The sequence below is a fragment of the Clostridium aceticum genome, from assembly GCF_001042715.1.
GTDB lineage: Bacteria > Bacillota > Clostridia > Peptostreptococcales > Natronincolaceae > Andreesenella > Andreesenella acetica.
On sequence record NZ_CP009687.1, the window covers coordinates 3,393,971 to 3,408,887 of the forward strand.

Sequence of the window (14,917 nt, forward strand, 5' to 3'; positions counted from 1 at the left end):
ACACGCTCATCTTGTCCCCCTCTATAATAAGTGGTAAAATACCCCTAAAGGGGGTGAATACTTAATGTATACTTTAGAACGTCCAGAAGATTTGTCTGATAATGCTTGGAAAATGATGCAAGCTGTCTATGAAAATTATGAAAAAAATGATAGTAAAGAATTTGAAGATTTTAGTCAGTTTAATTTTTCTGCTGAAGAACTGGATCGGTGTTGTAAAGAACTTGATGATAAAAGTTATGTTTTTTGGGAACGTCCAAGCACTGGTGAAATGTATCTATATATGCTTACAAAAATCCTTCCCTATGCCAAACTTCATCGAAGCATATAATCAATAAACTTTTGTCCTTGGTCAGTTGTTTCTACGTATATGAGGAATGACTGATCGAATTCTTTTTCAATATCAAGATCAATCTTTCGATTAATCAAAATATGATGATGAAGTTTCATTTGTTTATTTATCTCTGTCGCTGTAAAAATTTTGATGCCTTGCTTTTTCTCTAGTACGCTTATAATTCTCTTGATAACTTCCAGAAAATTATCTAACCCTTTTTCTGTCATATCTTTTGGAGCCAAAGTAATTATTGTACTTTGATCCATCCCCTCTCACCTCCTCTCACATTGATTGCCCCTTTTGCCACAAAACTTTAAACTACATCTCTATATGTAGATATTTTGCGTTTACGTAATTTTTTCAGCAAAAAAAATTTCTGTAGGATTTTTAATATCAAGGTGCTCACATAATAGTTGAATCTCATTTCTATAAAAATCACTTTCACCATTCATTTTCCTATATAACGTAGTTAAGTTTATATCTAGCAAATCAGCGATGTCTTTAAGCGACTTTCCAGACAAGAGCACTTGTGCTCTAAATTTTTTTTTATCAAACATTATAAAACCACCTCCTTTTTTGCGTTTACGTAATTTTATAATAATGCAAGCTAACTATATTGTCAATACGTAAACGCAATTTTTTTGTAAAATTTTAAAAAATATATTGCAAATACGCAAATTATTTGATATAGTATTCCTAGAAATTGGAAGGTAGGTGTATTATGGATTTTAAAGACAAGGTTAAAAATAGACGCCTCGAATTAGGCTTAACACTTGAGGAAGTTGCAAAAATTGTAGGTGTTAGTGCTCCTACTATACAAAGATATGAGACTGGAGAAATTAAAAATATTCGTAGAGATAAAATCAAGCTATTAGCAGATGCGCTTCAAGTTTCTCCTGCATACTTGATGGATTGGGATGAGTTAACTGATAAAAATAAAATAAATAAGAAATCAAATCTTGACGATGACGATGTTTTCACCAGGGCGGCTCATAAAGTAGGTCATGATGGACCTCTTACAGAAGAAGAAAAGGAAAAGATAGCTCTCGCTATTAAGATAGCTTTAATGAAAAACAAAGAATAGAAGGAGTTCTATTTACGATATGTTATCAGATAGAGTTAAAAAATTAAAAAAAGAAAAGAAATTAACAAATGAAGAACTTGCTTTAAAATCTGGTATTCCAATTGGTACTTTAAATAAAATATTGAACGGTACTACAATAGACCCAAAACTCTCTACAGCAACTACTTTAGCTAAAGCTTTGGATTGCACCATAGATTATTTAGTATATGAAGAAGTTCCTGAAATCGGAGGGAATCAAATGGCTGAAAAACCAATGGTAAATAAAATAAAATTTGCGGAACGCCTAAAAAGATTAATGGAAGCCTCTAGCGAAACAGTATATTCCATTGCTGAAATAGTTCATTTAAGTGCTCCAACTATATCTAGATACTTAAATGCAGAAATGGCTGCCAAAATAACAACTATAGAAGCAATAGCTAGACATTTCAGAGTAAACCCAGTATGGTTATTAGGATATGATGTTCCAGAAAGACTCGTTGAAGAAAAGCAAGCAAATTCCCAAGATGATAATGACGATATTTTCACCAGAGCGGCTCATAAAGTAGGTCATGATGGACCTCTTACAGAAGAAGAAAAGGAAAAGATAGCTCTCGCTATTAAGATAGCTTTAATGAAAAACAAAGAATAGCAGGTGATATCATGAATTTATATGAGAAAAAACTATCAGAAATTACTACAAAAGTGTTTGTTGATGATATGGCAGACCTTCCCCTTGGAACTAAAGGATATTATACAAATGAGCATAAAATAGATTTAATTTTGCTTAGCCGATATCTCTCAACAACTGCTGAAAAGTTATGTACCCTTATTGAAGAGATAGGCCACTATCATACAACCTTTGGTGATATAACAGATCAGGCGAAGGTTGAAAATCGAAAACAAGAAATCAAAGCCCGCCGCTGGGCATACAGAAAATTGGTAGGTATAACAGATTTGATACAAGCCTCAAAGCAAGGGATTCGTAATAGACATGAATTAGCGGAATTTTTAGGTGTTACAGAAGAGTTTTTAAATGATGCTTTGCTATATTATAAAGATAAATATGGATTATTTTATGAAATTGATAATTACATAGTCTATTTTGAGCCTTTAGGGGTCATAGAAAAATTTTTTTAGCGTAGCTACCGAACATACGTTCATTTGAAAGGAGGTATTTTGTGACAATAATAAATGTTTCAAAAGAAAACGCAGGGACAATAAGATTAATAAATCAAGACAATTTATTTAAAGAGGTGCAGATTTACGAGTATAAAAACTTAAGAATTATTTATTGTGTAACAACTTACAACGCTTTACACATTAGTGCGTCCACGCCTTTTGGTCCTGCTAGTAAAAAGGATTTAGTAAATATTTTTAAAAAGCTGACTGATAAGCCTATTAGTGATTTTCAGTTTATGCTAACCAGTAGAGCTGCTTATTTACTGGAACAGGTGCCAGAATTTGCAGATTAAATAAGAAAGGAATGATTTTACTATGGAAGGTCATGTAAGAAAGAGAGGTGCAAAGTGGTACTACAGCTTCGAGGCCGCTAACGTTGATGGTAAAAGAAAAAGAATAGAAAGAGTAGGTGGTAGAACCAAAAAAGAAGCTGAGGCAGCCTTGAGAAAAGCTATAGAAGAATATGAAAATACAGGGTTACACTTTGAACCAACAGAAACTTCTGTTGCTGACTATATGGACTATTGGTTTAAAAATTATGTTGAGGTGAATTGCAAATATAACACAAAGACTAGCTATGAAGGTATCATCAGAAATCACATTAAACCTTCACTTGGTATCTATAAGTTAAAGTCATTGACCCCTGCTATACTGCAAGAGTTTGTAAACAATAAATATTTAACTGGATTAAGTAAAAATCATCTTACAAATATCATGGCGGTATTAAACGGATCTTTAAAATATGCGGTGCATCCATGCGAATTTATTAAAACTAATCCAATGCAATATGTTAAATATCCAAAGTATGAACATTCTAAGACTGATATAGACCATAAGGTAATTACCGATAATGAACTAGAAAAAATACTAGAAAGATTTCCACCAGAGACACCTTACTACATGCCTATTATGATAGGATATTATACGGGCTGCAGGATCGGTGAAGTCATGGGGCTAACGTGGGAGGATATAGACCTGGAAAAAGAGATTATTTGCATTGATAAGATTCTCTATAAGCGTAAGCCCAATTGGTACTTAGGTTCTACTAAAACTGAATCTTCCGTGAGAAGTATCAAAATAGGTAAGACCTTGGTTGTCGCTCTAAGACAACATAAAAAATTACAAATGGAAAATAGGCTTAAATACGGACAACATTTTATTCAGCAGTATGAGACGGAAGAAATAGATGAAAAGACAAATGAAAAAATAAGAAGAATTCATTCTCTTTCAGTTTCAGTTGACACTAAAATGCAGCCAATAAATATGGTATGTACTAAAGAAAGTGGCGAAATAGTCACCCCTGATACCTTTAAATATGCTTCCAGGGTAATTCACTATAGCTTAGGAATATTGTTCAATTTCCACTCCTTAAGGCACACTCACGCAACTTTATTGATTGAAAACGGAGCAAACATCAAGGATGTTCAAAAGAGACTTGGTCATTCCAGGATAGAAACAACACTGAATACTTACACCCATCAGACTGAATCTATGTCTAATGAAACCGTAGATATATTCGAGAAGGTTGCAAAGAAAAAAGATGGCTTGCCTACCAAAGCAAAGTAGTCTTGCCAACGGGTAAAAAATTGCGTTGGCAAATTGTAGGCAATCCAACATAGATCGCTATTTTTATTCTTTTAAACCATTGCTATTCCTAGAAAGTTTACAAACACTCTCAACATGAGCCGTATGCGGAAACATATCCACAGGCTGCACCTCCACCGTCTTATACCCCTTCTCTTCTAAATAAGCCAAATCTCTTGCCAAAGAAGCCGGGTTGCAAGATACATATACTACTCTTCTGGGGTTCATTTTTACTATGGTTTCTAATACCTTCTCTTCACAGCCTTTTCTTGGAGGGTCTACTACTACTATGTCTGCTTTTAATCCCTTTTCATAAAGCTCTGGTATCACCACTTCTGCTTCTCCCACATAAAACTCCGTGTTGTTTATATCATTAATCCTAGCATTTTCCTTAGCATCTTTGATAGCAGCATCTACCACCTCTACACCTACTACCTTCTTGGCTTTCTTTGCTAAGAATAAGGATATCGTCCCTATGCCACAGTAGATATCAAATACATTTTCTTCCCCTGTCAAATCTGCATACGCTAAGGCCTTCTCATACAACACTTTCGTTTGAGTAGGATTTACTTGAAAAAAGGATTGTGCTGAAATATGAAATTTTAAATCTCCTATGTAGTCTACAATTTTATCCTCACCATAAATAGTTATAGTCTCTCTACCAAAAATAACATTAGTGTCTTTATTATTGATATTTTGAACAATGCTCTTTAATCCTTTTACCTTCTTTTGAAGCATTTCTACTAAACGATCCTTCAAAGGTAGATCTTTTCCATTTGTGATGATGACCACCATCACTTCTCCCGTTTCAAAGCCTACCTTAGTTACTACATGCCTTATAAGTCCTTTCTTGCTTTTTTCATCATAGACAGTTATTTTGTAAGCTTCGATATACTCCTTCATTACCTCTATAACCTCTTTGTTGATAGGCGCTTGAATATGACAATAATCTGTAGCTACTATATCGTGGCTTCCCTTTTTATAAAAACCAAGGATTGCTTTACCCTTCATCATACCTACTGGAAATTGGGACTTATTACGGTATTCATAAGGATTTTCCATACCTATAGTAGGATGAACAACCGTTTCTACTTTTCCTATTCTCTCTAAAATTTCCTTTACCCGATTCCCTTTAATAGCTAGTTGCTTTTTGTAATCCATATGCATGATTTGACATCCACCGCATGTACTGGCTAAACTACAAGGTGGCTCAATTCTATCCTTCGAAGGCTGAAGCATTTGGATGATTCTACCCATACCATAATTTTTCTTAAGGGTCTTTAGTTTTATCTTTACAATATCCCCTGGAATCCCCCCTTCAACAAAAACTGTAAAACCTTCTATTCTTCCTACCCCTTCACCTGTATGTCCTATGTCTTCTATTTCAACGGTATATATGCTGTTTTTTTGTAACATTACGCATCTGCACTCCTTTTTTCTATGTTCCTTTTGTCGAAACTTATAGTTTTTCTTTTATTTAATGCTGTTTTTCCCTCTTTATAGCAACATTTGTTTTATGGTTTTTGTTTACCATGTATACCCATTATATTATAATATATAGTAATTATATAAAAAGGACAAGCTTAGAAGGGAGTAGAAAAAGATGGCTCGATCTATTAAAACAATTTTATTGTTAATTATAATTTTTATTAGTGCTTCAGGAATACCTTTATATGCTGATTCATCAAGTTTAAACTTTTCTTTACCTTTTACTGGATCTAACAAAGACATACTTTCTATTGATACTAGTATAACCATGCTTTCCTCATCTCACCCACAGTTACAAGTATCTCTAAAGGTAAATGAAAAACTTTTACCACTGCAATTCAATGAAAGTCATCCTGTTGAAGTGCTCTTGTACTTAGGAGAAGATGTTATTAAAGGCATCGATACTCCAGATATAACGATTCATCATGGTGAAATTACAAATTTAGAAATAGATCTTCCTCAAAACCTTCTAGATATTCCCAATGGTGATTATACACTTAAAGTACAGCTCCATGTGGAAAATACTCAGACTCCTGTGATCACAGACATACTTCCAATCACCTATTACAGCGACTTCACTTATGCCAAAGCATTAAGCTCTATTAATAGAAATCAAACCGCCTTGACTCTATATTTCCCAGACAATAATATGGATAATTTGATTCCTATTACAAGAATAATCCCCTATACGACAACACCTTTAAGAGCTACTATCGATGAATTAGCAAAAGGTCCAAATCCTGTCCTAGGATTACCTGATCTATCTCCTGTGCCTTCTGTGCAGAGACTAAATTTAAGTCGAAGGATAGCAAATGTATATCTTCCTAGTGATCTAGGGATTTATGGCCAGTATGCCTCTTCTGCAAGAATTGCTGTAGATAGTTTTGTAAACTCTCTAACGACTATTAATGAAGTAGAGGGGGTGCAGTTTTACTTTGATAATAGGATTTTAACAGAGGGTTTCCATGGTATGGTTATGGATGAACCGATTTTTCCCTCTAAAAATTTTCAGCTTTATGTTGGCTATAGAAGCACTACGGATCGAATTTTGCTGACACCTATAGACCCATTTACTGAAGATCATTCTATCGAAACAATATTTAATGGGTTGAAATATAGCGGTAATCCTTCCCTTTATAATTATACATTACAACCTACGGTGCCAGAAGAAGTTGTACTGTTGGACTACTCCATCAGTGAAAATCTTCTTCGCTTAAAACTTAGTGAAGCCTTTGTAAAAATGGATGACACCAGAAATCTGATGATAGATGCCATCGTATATACCTTTACTTCTTTAGAAGGTATAGATTCTGTTGAGTTTCAAGTAGAAAATCTATCTTCTTTTGAATCTGATTTACCAGAAAACTTAATTTTAAATGAGCCCCTTTTTGCTACACCCTATATAAATCCAGAAATTTAGACAAAGAGACAGCGTAGCTGTCTTTTTGTTGTAAAAAAAAATGAGCACATAATATGTGCTCCAAGAAGATTAGAATCAGTTTACCTCTTAATTTTTAAAAATAGACCTGTTAAGCATTATTTACCAATACTATAAATATTATACCTTATTTCCATGAATATCCTCAAACTTTATTTTCTAAAATAAAACATAAATGTGCCTTCTTCAATCATTCTTTTCATTTTACTTCTTACAGTACTCTTTATAGCAGCTCTAGTGACTGGAATTACCAGAGAAAAACCTATGACATCCGTAAATATCCCAGGGGTCAATAATAGTGCACCACCTACAATCACACATAAGCCATTAATTAGCTCATCTCCTGGCATTCTTCCTTGAGCCATTTCTAACTTAATTCTTCTGATAACACCTTTTCCTTCACTTCTAGCTAGATATGCACCCATTATCCCAGTAAAAAAAACAATAAGTAAAGTATAACCTACCCCTATATAGCTGCTTAGTCTCAGCAAAATAGCTAATTCTACGATAGGAACAATTGTAAACAATAAAATAAGTTTCAATAACATAAAAACACCTCATTAGGAATTTTTCATCAAACCTTGATAAATATCTGGATGAATTTTTTTGAAGTTTACTGGTTTTAAATTTGTATCTACAAAAGCATGTGTAGTTTCTCCTGTTGCCAACAACCGATGATCTATCTTTCTAACAATATCATATTCAAAAGTAATCCTAACTCCCTTAACTTCCTTCACTTTTGTCTCTATAATAATTTCATCATCATATTTGGCTGCTTCTTTATACCTGCACTTTACTTCTACCACTGGAAGCATAATATTCTCTTCCTCCAGTTGCTTATAGGAATAACCCATTTCCCTCAAAAGCGTAGTTCTGCCTACCTCAAACCAAGTAAAGTAATTTCCATGATAAACTACTGCCATTTGATCTGTCTCTTGATACCTTACTCGTATCTCACTATAGCTTTTTTCCAATATATTACCTCCTATAAAACATTATTCTCTAATATGTAATTCTATATTAATTATTTTTTTCCTTTTTATGCTGAAAATCTATGTAAAACCTTACAAAAAAACAGAGAAACAAGTTCTCTGTCTTCTACAAAGGTAAATTCTTTAATGTGCTTTTCCAAGATAAGCCTCTAAAATAGATTTATCTTGTAAAATTTCTTTAGCATTACCCTCTTTTTTAATAACACCTTGCTCCAAAACATAGGCCTTATCAGCAATAGAGAGAGCTTTATAGGCATTTTGCTCTACCAGCAGTATTGTTTTATTCATTTTCTTTATATCTTCAATAATTTCAAAAATTGTCTTTACCAACAAAGGTGCTAACCCAAGGGAAGGCTCATCCAATAAAATTAAGTCTGGATTTCCCATCAATCCCCTACCCATAGCCAACATTTGTTGTTCTCCACCACTTAATGTTCCTGCCATTTGGTCTTTTCTTTCTTCTAATCGGGGAAATAATTGATAGATTTTTTGTAAGTCTATTTCAATATTTTTTTTATCTCTGCGTAAGTAAGCTCCCATCATTAAGTTGTCCTTTACGGTTAAATTAGCAAAAATCAATCTACCCTCCGGTACTTGACAAATTCCCAATTCTACAATTTTATGAGGAATTTTCGGCACTTCCTTACCCCTATAGGTAATCATCCCTGCTTTGGGCTTGACTACACCAGAGATAGCGTTCAATAGTGTGGATTTTCCTGCACCATTAGAACCAATAATTGAAACAATTTGCCCTTCCTTTACTTCTATATCTATACCTCTTAAGGCATGAATTCCACCATAATATACATTGAGATTTTCTACTTTTAGCAAATTACTTCCTCCTCCCCAAGATATGCTTCGATTACCTTTGAATTTGTTTGAATCTCTTGGGCGGTTCCTTCTGCTAATTTTCTTCCAAAGTTTAACACAACAATTTTATCACAGATTCCCATAATAAGGTCCATGTGATGTTCTATGACTAAAACAGTAAGCTGAAACCTATCTCTGATTTCTTTGATCAGATGCATTAGCTTTATTGTCTCATCTGGATTCATCCCCGCTGCAGGCTCGTCTAAAAGAAGAAGTTTCGGCTGTAATGCCAAAGCTCTTGCAATCTCAAGCCTTCGTTGGAGACCATAGGGAAGATTAGAAGCCACCGTATCTTTTCTATCTGTTAAACCCATAATTTCTAATAACTCTTCTACCTGTTGATGCAGCTTTTTTTCCCCAGTCCTAAACTTTTTATTTCTAACGACTGCATCTAAAATACTATAATCTGTATTATAATGGCAGGCTGTCAATATATTATCATAAGTAGTAAGCTTCTTAAATAATCTAATATTTTGAAAGGTTCTTGTTATACCTATATCAGCAATTTGATAGGGCTGTAGGTTTTGTAGCTTCTTTCCTTCAAAGAAGATATCTCCCTCAGTAACATTATATATTCCAGTAATGAGATTAAACATTGTAGTCTTTCCCGCTCCATTAGGACCTATGATCCCTGAAATACTATCCTTTTCTATCTGAAAAGCCATGTTTGCTACAGCTGTTAAACCTCCAAACTGTTTTGTCACATCTTTTAATTCTAAGATTGTTGCCATCTATTTATCCCCCCCCACTGCAGACTTTTTCTTGCCAAAAGATGTTATATGAGAGATAAGTTTTTTGATATTAGTTATACTGATTTCATAGCCACCCATCAATCCCTGTGGCCTTGTAATCATAATAAATATAACAGATGCCCCGTAAACCACCAGTCTCCATCTATCAAAAGTTCTTAAAACCTCTGGTAGGGATGTTAAAACAATGGCACCAATAATGCTGCCGGATATACTGCCTAACCCTCCAAAAATCACCATAATCGTTAACTCTGTAGACTTTATTAATTGAAACATTCTAGGTTGTAAAAAACCTGTATAATGGGCTAACATACCACCTGCAACGCCTGCATAAGCTGCACTGATGGCAAGGGAAATCATTTTATATTTAAAAACATTGATGCCTATAATTTGTGATGCCATCTCTTCTTCTCTTATAGCCTGCATGTTTCTACCATGTCTTGATTTAATTAAATTTACTAGTATAATGACGGCGATGACATTTAAAACCACAACATTGGTCAAACTTGTTCTTAAAGGGATACCAGGCCACCCTCTAGCCCCTCCAAAGTATTGGACATTGTCCAAGATCAGTCGGATAGCTTCTCCAAATCCCAAAGTAGCGATACAAAAATAATCCCCCTTTAGATTTAAAGTTAATTTTCCAATAATTAAACTAAAAAAAGCTGCTATCAAACCTCCTATTAGGATAGCTAACACAAAAGGAACATTTAACTTCACTGTCATAACAGCTGTAGCATAGGCTCCTATTGCCATAAACCCCGCATGTCCAAAAGAAAAAAGTCCAGTAAATCCCGTCAATAATGATAATCCCAGTACCGCCAATAGATAAATCCCTGATAAAATTAAAATTCCTTGAATATAATACCAACCCATTGTGTCACCTCCTATGCCTTATCCTCTGTAATTTTACCCATTAATCCTCTTGGTCGCACAACTAAGACAGCGATTAATAATATAAAGGCTATAAGATCTCTATATTGAGAGGATATATAACCAGCTGTTAGTGTTTCTATAACCCCCAGCAATATAGAACCGATTACTGCTCCTGGGACACTTCCTAATCCTCCAAATACAGCAGCAATAAAGGATTTCATAGTGATAAAACCAATCTGTGGATATACTGTGTATTTCATACCAAACAGCACCCCAGCGATTCCTGCCAGCATACCCCCTAAGCCAAAAACAATAAATATTATTTTATCAGTATTTACCCCCATTAAGGTGCTAGCTCGGATACTATAGGCTGTTGCCTTAATCGCCATACCAGTTTTGGTTTTTTCAATGATATAAATAAGAAGTAATAGACTTATTCCAGATATTAAGAACATAATAGCATCTAGCCTTCCTATAGAAATGGCTCCTATTTGAAAAGGCGTAGTAGAAAAAACTCGAGGATAGGTTCTAAATGTGGGACCTATCGTTGCTATTACAATGTTTTCTAAGAATATAGAAGCCCCCATAGCAGAGATGATAAAATATAAAAAGGGTGCATTTCTTTTTCTTAAAGGTCGGTAGGCCACCCGTTCTATCGTCACAGCTAAGAAGCCTGCTGCTATGATAGCTAACGCAAAAGCCCCAGCAAAAGGAAGCTCTAAGGCTGTCATTAAGAAGAATCCTGCATAAGCTCCTATCATAATTACTCCGCCGTGGGCAAAATTACTGAAGTTCATAATACTATACACAAGGGAATACCCTACTGCCATCAGTGCATATACACTGCCAATCGACAGTCCGTTGATCATTTGTTGAAAAAAAGCAGACATATTTTCCCCTCCTTTTTACGTTATTCCTCATCAGCCCAGCTAAAAATACCTGCATTTTCTAGACTTTTTAGATATTTATATAGAATAGAGAGGGTAAAACCCTCTCTAGACAATTATTCTACAGAATATTTTTGTTGGAATTTATAGTCGCTATCTATAATCTTAATAATCGCTGCATCTTTTCCCTCTGGGTTATGGGTATCTGGACTAATGGTAATTTGTCCTGTAATCCCTTGAACACTGGCGGTCTTTAAGGCATCTCTTATAGCTACAGAGTCAAAGTTGCCTGCTTCTAAAATAGCACTTTCCAATAATTTTACTGCATCATAGGCAAGATAGCCATTTAACTCTACTGGCAAATTATATTTTGCTGTATATGTATCCTTAAAATCTTGTACTTCTGGATCAGCGAAATCTAAATGGTTTACAAAGTAACTACCTTCAACAGCCTCTGCAGCCATTTCTAACAATACCTCTGAAGGCCATCCATCCCCACCTATCAAAACAGCATCGATTCCTAATTCTCTTGCCTGATTAGCACTTAAAGCAACTTCTTTAAAGAAGTAAGGCATAAATACGATTTCTGGATTTGCTTCTTTAATTTTACTTAGTTGTGGTCTAAAATCTACATCGCCAAACTTAAAGGCTTCTTTAGCAACAATTTCTCCACCTTTTTCCTTAAAGGTCTTTTCAAAAAACTCTGTTAATCCTTGAGAATAATCATCTGCTACGTCATATAAAATAGCAGCTTTTGTAAACCCTAAAACATCAACAGCATATCCTGCAGCAACGGCTCCTTGGTAAGGGTCGATAAAGCATACTCTGAAGTTAAAAGGCTTAACTTCACCGTTTTCATCTACTGTTACTCTAGGGTTGGTGGCAACGGTAGCAATACCTGGCACCTGCATTTCTTCTAATACAGAAGAAATCGCTATAGCTTGACCACTGGCATTAGGTCCAATTACTGCTACAACGTTATCTTGAGATGTTAGTCTTCTTACAGCATTCACCGCTTCCATAGCATCTCCACGGGTATCGTATCCAATGACTTCTACTTTTTTACCTAGCAATCCGCCATTCTCATTGATCTCGTCAAATAACATCTTTACAGTATTGAATTCACAGTTACCCCATACTGCTTGATCTCCTGTCAAGGAACCTACCCATCCAACTTTTACAACTTCACCTTCTGCACCAGCATCTTGATTGCCTTCTGGCGTAGCAGCTGGCTCATTTGAACCACAACCAACAAACACTAAGCTCAAAATAAGTAATACAGCTACTAGTAAAAATAACTTTTTCTTTAACATTTTTTCTCCCCCTTAACACTTATTCTCTACTTTTCTATCCCCATCTAATTTCTCTCTTCTCCCCTTTACACTACAAAGGCATCACCACCTTGAAGTTAAATTAAGCTAGAATTATTGAAAATTTTAGAATTATTAATCATATTTTACTTTTAATTATACGTGCTTTTGGTTATTTTTTCTAGCTTTTTCTTTTGAATATAAATATTTTTTTATAAACATACTATTTTTTTCACAAAAAAAAGGACCTACAATCAATGTAGATCCTGTAAGTATGTTCCTTTATGCAATTTATATGAATAAAGGGGGAGAATGTTTATTACATAGTTTTATTATATGAAGCAACTACAGTTTTTGTGTTATTATTGGATAAAAATTCTATGAAAAATTTTATAAGACTCTGGTTTTTCCACTATAAATCAATCCTGTTTTTGCATCTACAGTTACAATGTCTCCATTTTTAAGTTTATGTGTTGCATTATTGGCTCCTACTATAGTAGGTTTTCCTAGGTTTAATCCTACAATAGCAGCATGACTGGTTAAGCCGCCTTCCTCTGTTACAATAGCTCCTGCCGTCTCCATATAAGGATTTAAATCCTTATCAGTAAATTGTGTAACCAAAATATCCCCTGCGTCGATTTGAACTTGACTTTCTTGTGTAGCATCTATAATTACTACCTTTCCAGTAGCCGCCCCTTTACCTATGCCTGTTCCATTGAGGAGGATATCTCCAACAATGTGGGCTTTAATTAAATTGGTTGTTCCAGCTACACCTACTGGCACACCAGCGGTAATCACCACTAAGTCCCCTCTTTGAATCATACCTTCACTCAATGCTGCCTGTATTGCAGCATGAAAAATATCGTCTGTTGAACCCATTTCTTCTATCAATATGGAGTTTACTCCCCATACTAAACTTAATCTCCTGCGCATTCTTTCTTTTGTAGTAGTAGCTATAATTGGTGCCTTTGGTCTAAATTTTGATACCATTCTCGCTGTATGTCCTGAAGAAGTAGCCGTAACAATTGCAGATGCCTGAAGATCCATAGCAGTAACACAGGTAGCATTACTAATAGCATCTGTAATGGTGGTTTCTCTTTCAATCGCCTTGTTTCTTAACAAGGTTCTATAATCAATAGAAGTCTCTATTCTTTTAGCAATACTTGTCATGGTTTTTACAGCTTCAACAGGATACTTACCAGCAGCAGTTTCCCCTGATAGCATAATAGCATCTGTACCATCTAAAATAGCATTAGCTACGTCCGTTACCTCTGCTCTCGTAGGTCTAGGATTTCTTATCATAGAATCTAGCATTTGTGTAGCAGTAATAACTGGTTTTGCCACCTTATTACATTTTTCGATCATATTTTTTTGTACCAGTGGTATTTCTTCTGTAGGAATTTCTACGCCTAGGTCTCCTCTAGCCACCATAATACCATCAGATACTTCAATAATTGTATCTAAGTTGTCTACGCCTTCTTGATTTTCAATCTTAGAAATAATGTGGATATGTTCTGCATTGTTTTCTTCTAATATTTTTCTAATAGCTAATACATCTTCTGCTTTTCTCACAAAAGAAGCTGCAATAAAATCAATATCCATCTTAATACCAAACTCAATATCCGCTTTGTCCTTCTCCGTAATGGCAGGCAGATTGATTTTTACTCCTGGTACATTGACACCCTTATGATTTTTTACAACCCCTGCATTTTCAACAATGCATTCTATATCTGTTTCACCAATGATCTTTTGAACCTTTAATTCTATCAAACCATCATCAATTAAAATACTATCTCCTTCTTTTACATCCTTCCCTAAACCAGTATAGCTGATGCTGCAAATAGTAGTATCACCCATTACTTCTCTTGTTGTTAGAGTGAAGGTTTGTCCTTCTTCAAGGTAGACTTCTGGATCCTTAAACTTTCCTGTTCTTATTTCTGGTCCCTTCGTATCAAGAAGAATAGCTATAGGCAGTTTTAGTTCTTCTCTCACTTCCTTGACGATTTCTATTCTTTTTTTATGTTCTTCGTGAGATCCGTGGGAAAAATTTAACCTGGCAACATTTAATCCATTTTCCACTAACTGCTTTAATACCTCTTTTTCCTCACTGGCTGGTCCTAAGGTGCATACGATTTTGGTCTTCTTCATTG

General features: G+C 34.8%; 18 protein-coding genes. 7 read left to right on the plus strand and 11 right to left on the minus strand.

Annotation, left to right across the window (positions count from 1 at the left end; genetic code table 11):
- The first annotated feature begins 64 nt into the window (after positions 1 to 64).
- A complete protein-coding gene (locus CACET_RS15655) occupies positions 65 to 328 on the plus strand; it encodes a hypothetical protein (protein WP_044826017.1) in 264 nt (87 codons plus the stop codon).
- On the opposite strand, the gene CACET_RS15660 is transcribed toward CACET_RS15655, so the two are convergent.
- Together CACET_RS15660 and CACET_RS15665 are read right to left on the minus strand one after the other, a co-directional pair.
- Positions 313 to 597 carry a hypothetical protein gene (locus CACET_RS15660; RefSeq protein ID WP_044826016.1) on the minus strand — a complete coding sequence of 95 codons (285 nt, stop codon included), beginning with the start codon at positions 595 to 597 and terminating at the stop codon, positions 313 to 315. The genes CACET_RS15655 and CACET_RS15660 overlap by 16 nt on opposite strands.
- 81 nt (positions 598 to 678) lie before the next feature.
- Positions 679 to 888, minus strand: coding sequence for a helix-turn-helix domain-containing protein (locus tag CACET_RS15665; protein ID WP_044826015.1), 210 nt, complete (start codon positions 886 to 888; stop codon positions 679 to 681).
- Positions 889 to 1,052: 164 nt separating this feature from the next.
- Here CACET_RS15665 and CACET_RS15670 point away from each other — a divergent pair, with 164 nt between their 5' ends.
- From CACET_RS15670 to CACET_RS15695, 5 genes are read left to right on the plus strand one after another with little or no spacing between them, the layout of a single operon-like run.
- The gene (locus tag CACET_RS15670; RefSeq protein WP_044826014.1) at positions 1,053 to 1,415 is read left to right on the plus strand and encodes a helix-turn-helix domain-containing protein; all 363 of its coding nucleotides are present in this window, start codon (positions 1,053 to 1,055) and stop codon (positions 1,413 to 1,415) included.
- Positions 1,416 to 1,434: 19 nt separating this feature from the next.
- Positions 1,435 to 2,043 carry a helix-turn-helix transcriptional regulator gene (locus CACET_RS19635; RefSeq protein WP_052661531.1) on the plus strand — a complete coding sequence of 203 codons (609 nt, stop codon included), beginning with the start codon at positions 1,435 to 1,437 and terminating at the stop codon, positions 2,041 to 2,043.
- Between the two features lie 11 nt (positions 2,044 to 2,054).
- Entirely contained in the window at positions 2,055 to 2,531 is a 477-nt protein-coding gene (locus CACET_RS15685) for an ImmA/IrrE family metallo-endopeptidase (RefSeq protein ID WP_052661530.1), read from the plus strand.
- A gap of 41 nt (positions 2,532 to 2,572) precedes the next feature.
- Positions 2,573 to 2,866 (plus strand): hypothetical protein, encoded by a 294-nt coding sequence (locus tag CACET_RS15690; protein ID WP_044826013.1) that lies wholly within the window; start codon positions 2,573 to 2,575, stop codon positions 2,864 to 2,866.
- A gap of 22 nt (positions 2,867 to 2,888) precedes the next feature.
- On the plus strand, positions 2,889 to 4,139 hold the full coding sequence (locus CACET_RS15695) for a tyrosine-type recombinase/integrase (RefSeq protein WP_044826012.1): 1,251 nt from the start codon (positions 2,889 to 2,891) through the stop codon (positions 4,137 to 4,139).
- Between the two features lie 63 nt (positions 4,140 to 4,202).
- Here the strand turns inward: CACET_RS15695 and rlmD are convergent, their stop codons facing one another.
- Complete coding sequence (gene rlmD / locus CACET_RS15700; protein WP_044824120.1) at positions 4,203 to 5,573, minus strand: 23S rRNA (uracil(1939)-C(5))-methyltransferase RlmD; 1,371 nt, start codon at positions 5,571 to 5,573, stop codon at positions 4,203 to 4,205.
- Positions 5,574 to 5,760: 187 nt separating this feature from the next.
- Between rlmD and CACET_RS15705 the strand changes: the two genes are divergently transcribed.
- The gene (locus CACET_RS15705) at positions 5,761 to 7,065 is read left to right on the plus strand and encodes a GerMN domain-containing protein (protein ID WP_044824121.1); all 1,305 of its coding nucleotides are present in this window, start codon (positions 5,761 to 5,763) and stop codon (positions 7,063 to 7,065) included.
- Positions 7,066 to 7,235: 170 nt separating this feature from the next.
- On the opposite strand, the gene CACET_RS15710 is transcribed toward CACET_RS15705, so the two are convergent.
- The 8 genes from CACET_RS15710 to pyk all read right to left on the minus strand — a co-directional run bounded on the left by CACET_RS15710 (position 7,236) and on the right by pyk (position 14,915).
- Positions 7,236 to 7,631: an FxsA family protein gene (locus CACET_RS15710; protein WP_044824122.1), complete on the minus strand. Its 396-nt coding sequence runs from the start codon at positions 7,629 to 7,631 to the stop codon at positions 7,236 to 7,238.
- Between the two features lie 12 nt (positions 7,632 to 7,643).
- Positions 7,644 to 8,057, minus strand: coding sequence for an acyl-CoA thioesterase (locus tag CACET_RS15715; protein WP_242846897.1), 414 nt, complete (start codon positions 8,055 to 8,057; stop codon positions 7,644 to 7,646).
- A 141-nt stretch (positions 8,058 to 8,198) separates the two neighbouring features.
- Complete coding sequence (locus CACET_RS15720) at positions 8,199 to 8,906, minus strand: ABC transporter ATP-binding protein (protein ID WP_044824123.1); 708 nt, start codon at positions 8,904 to 8,906, stop codon at positions 8,199 to 8,201.
- Positions 8,900 to 9,676: an ABC transporter ATP-binding protein gene (locus CACET_RS15725; RefSeq protein WP_044824124.1), complete on the minus strand. Its 777-nt coding sequence runs from the start codon at positions 9,674 to 9,676 to the stop codon at positions 8,900 to 8,902. The genes CACET_RS15720 and CACET_RS15725 overlap by 7 nt, the downstream gene beginning before the upstream one ends.
- Positions 9,677 to 10,570 carry a branched-chain amino acid ABC transporter permease gene (locus CACET_RS15730; protein WP_044824125.1) on the minus strand — a complete coding sequence of 298 codons (894 nt, stop codon included), beginning with the start codon at positions 10,568 to 10,570 and terminating at the stop codon, positions 9,677 to 9,679. It lies immediately after the preceding gene.
- 11 nt (positions 10,571 to 10,581) lie between these two features.
- The gene (locus CACET_RS15735) at positions 10,582 to 11,460 is read right to left on the minus strand and encodes a branched-chain amino acid ABC transporter permease (RefSeq protein WP_044824126.1); all 879 of its coding nucleotides are present in this window, start codon (positions 11,458 to 11,460) and stop codon (positions 10,582 to 10,584) included.
- A gap of 113 nt (positions 11,461 to 11,573) precedes the next feature.
- Complete coding sequence (locus CACET_RS15740) at positions 11,574 to 12,770, minus strand: ABC transporter substrate-binding protein (protein ID WP_044824127.1); 1,197 nt, start codon at positions 12,768 to 12,770, stop codon at positions 11,574 to 11,576.
- A gap of 387 nt (positions 12,771 to 13,157) precedes the next feature.
- Positions 13,158 to 14,915, minus strand: coding sequence for a pyruvate kinase (gene pyk, locus CACET_RS15745; RefSeq protein WP_044824128.1), 1,758 nt, complete (start codon positions 14,913 to 14,915; stop codon positions 13,158 to 13,160).
- Positions 14,916 to 14,917 lie beyond the last annotated feature (2 nt).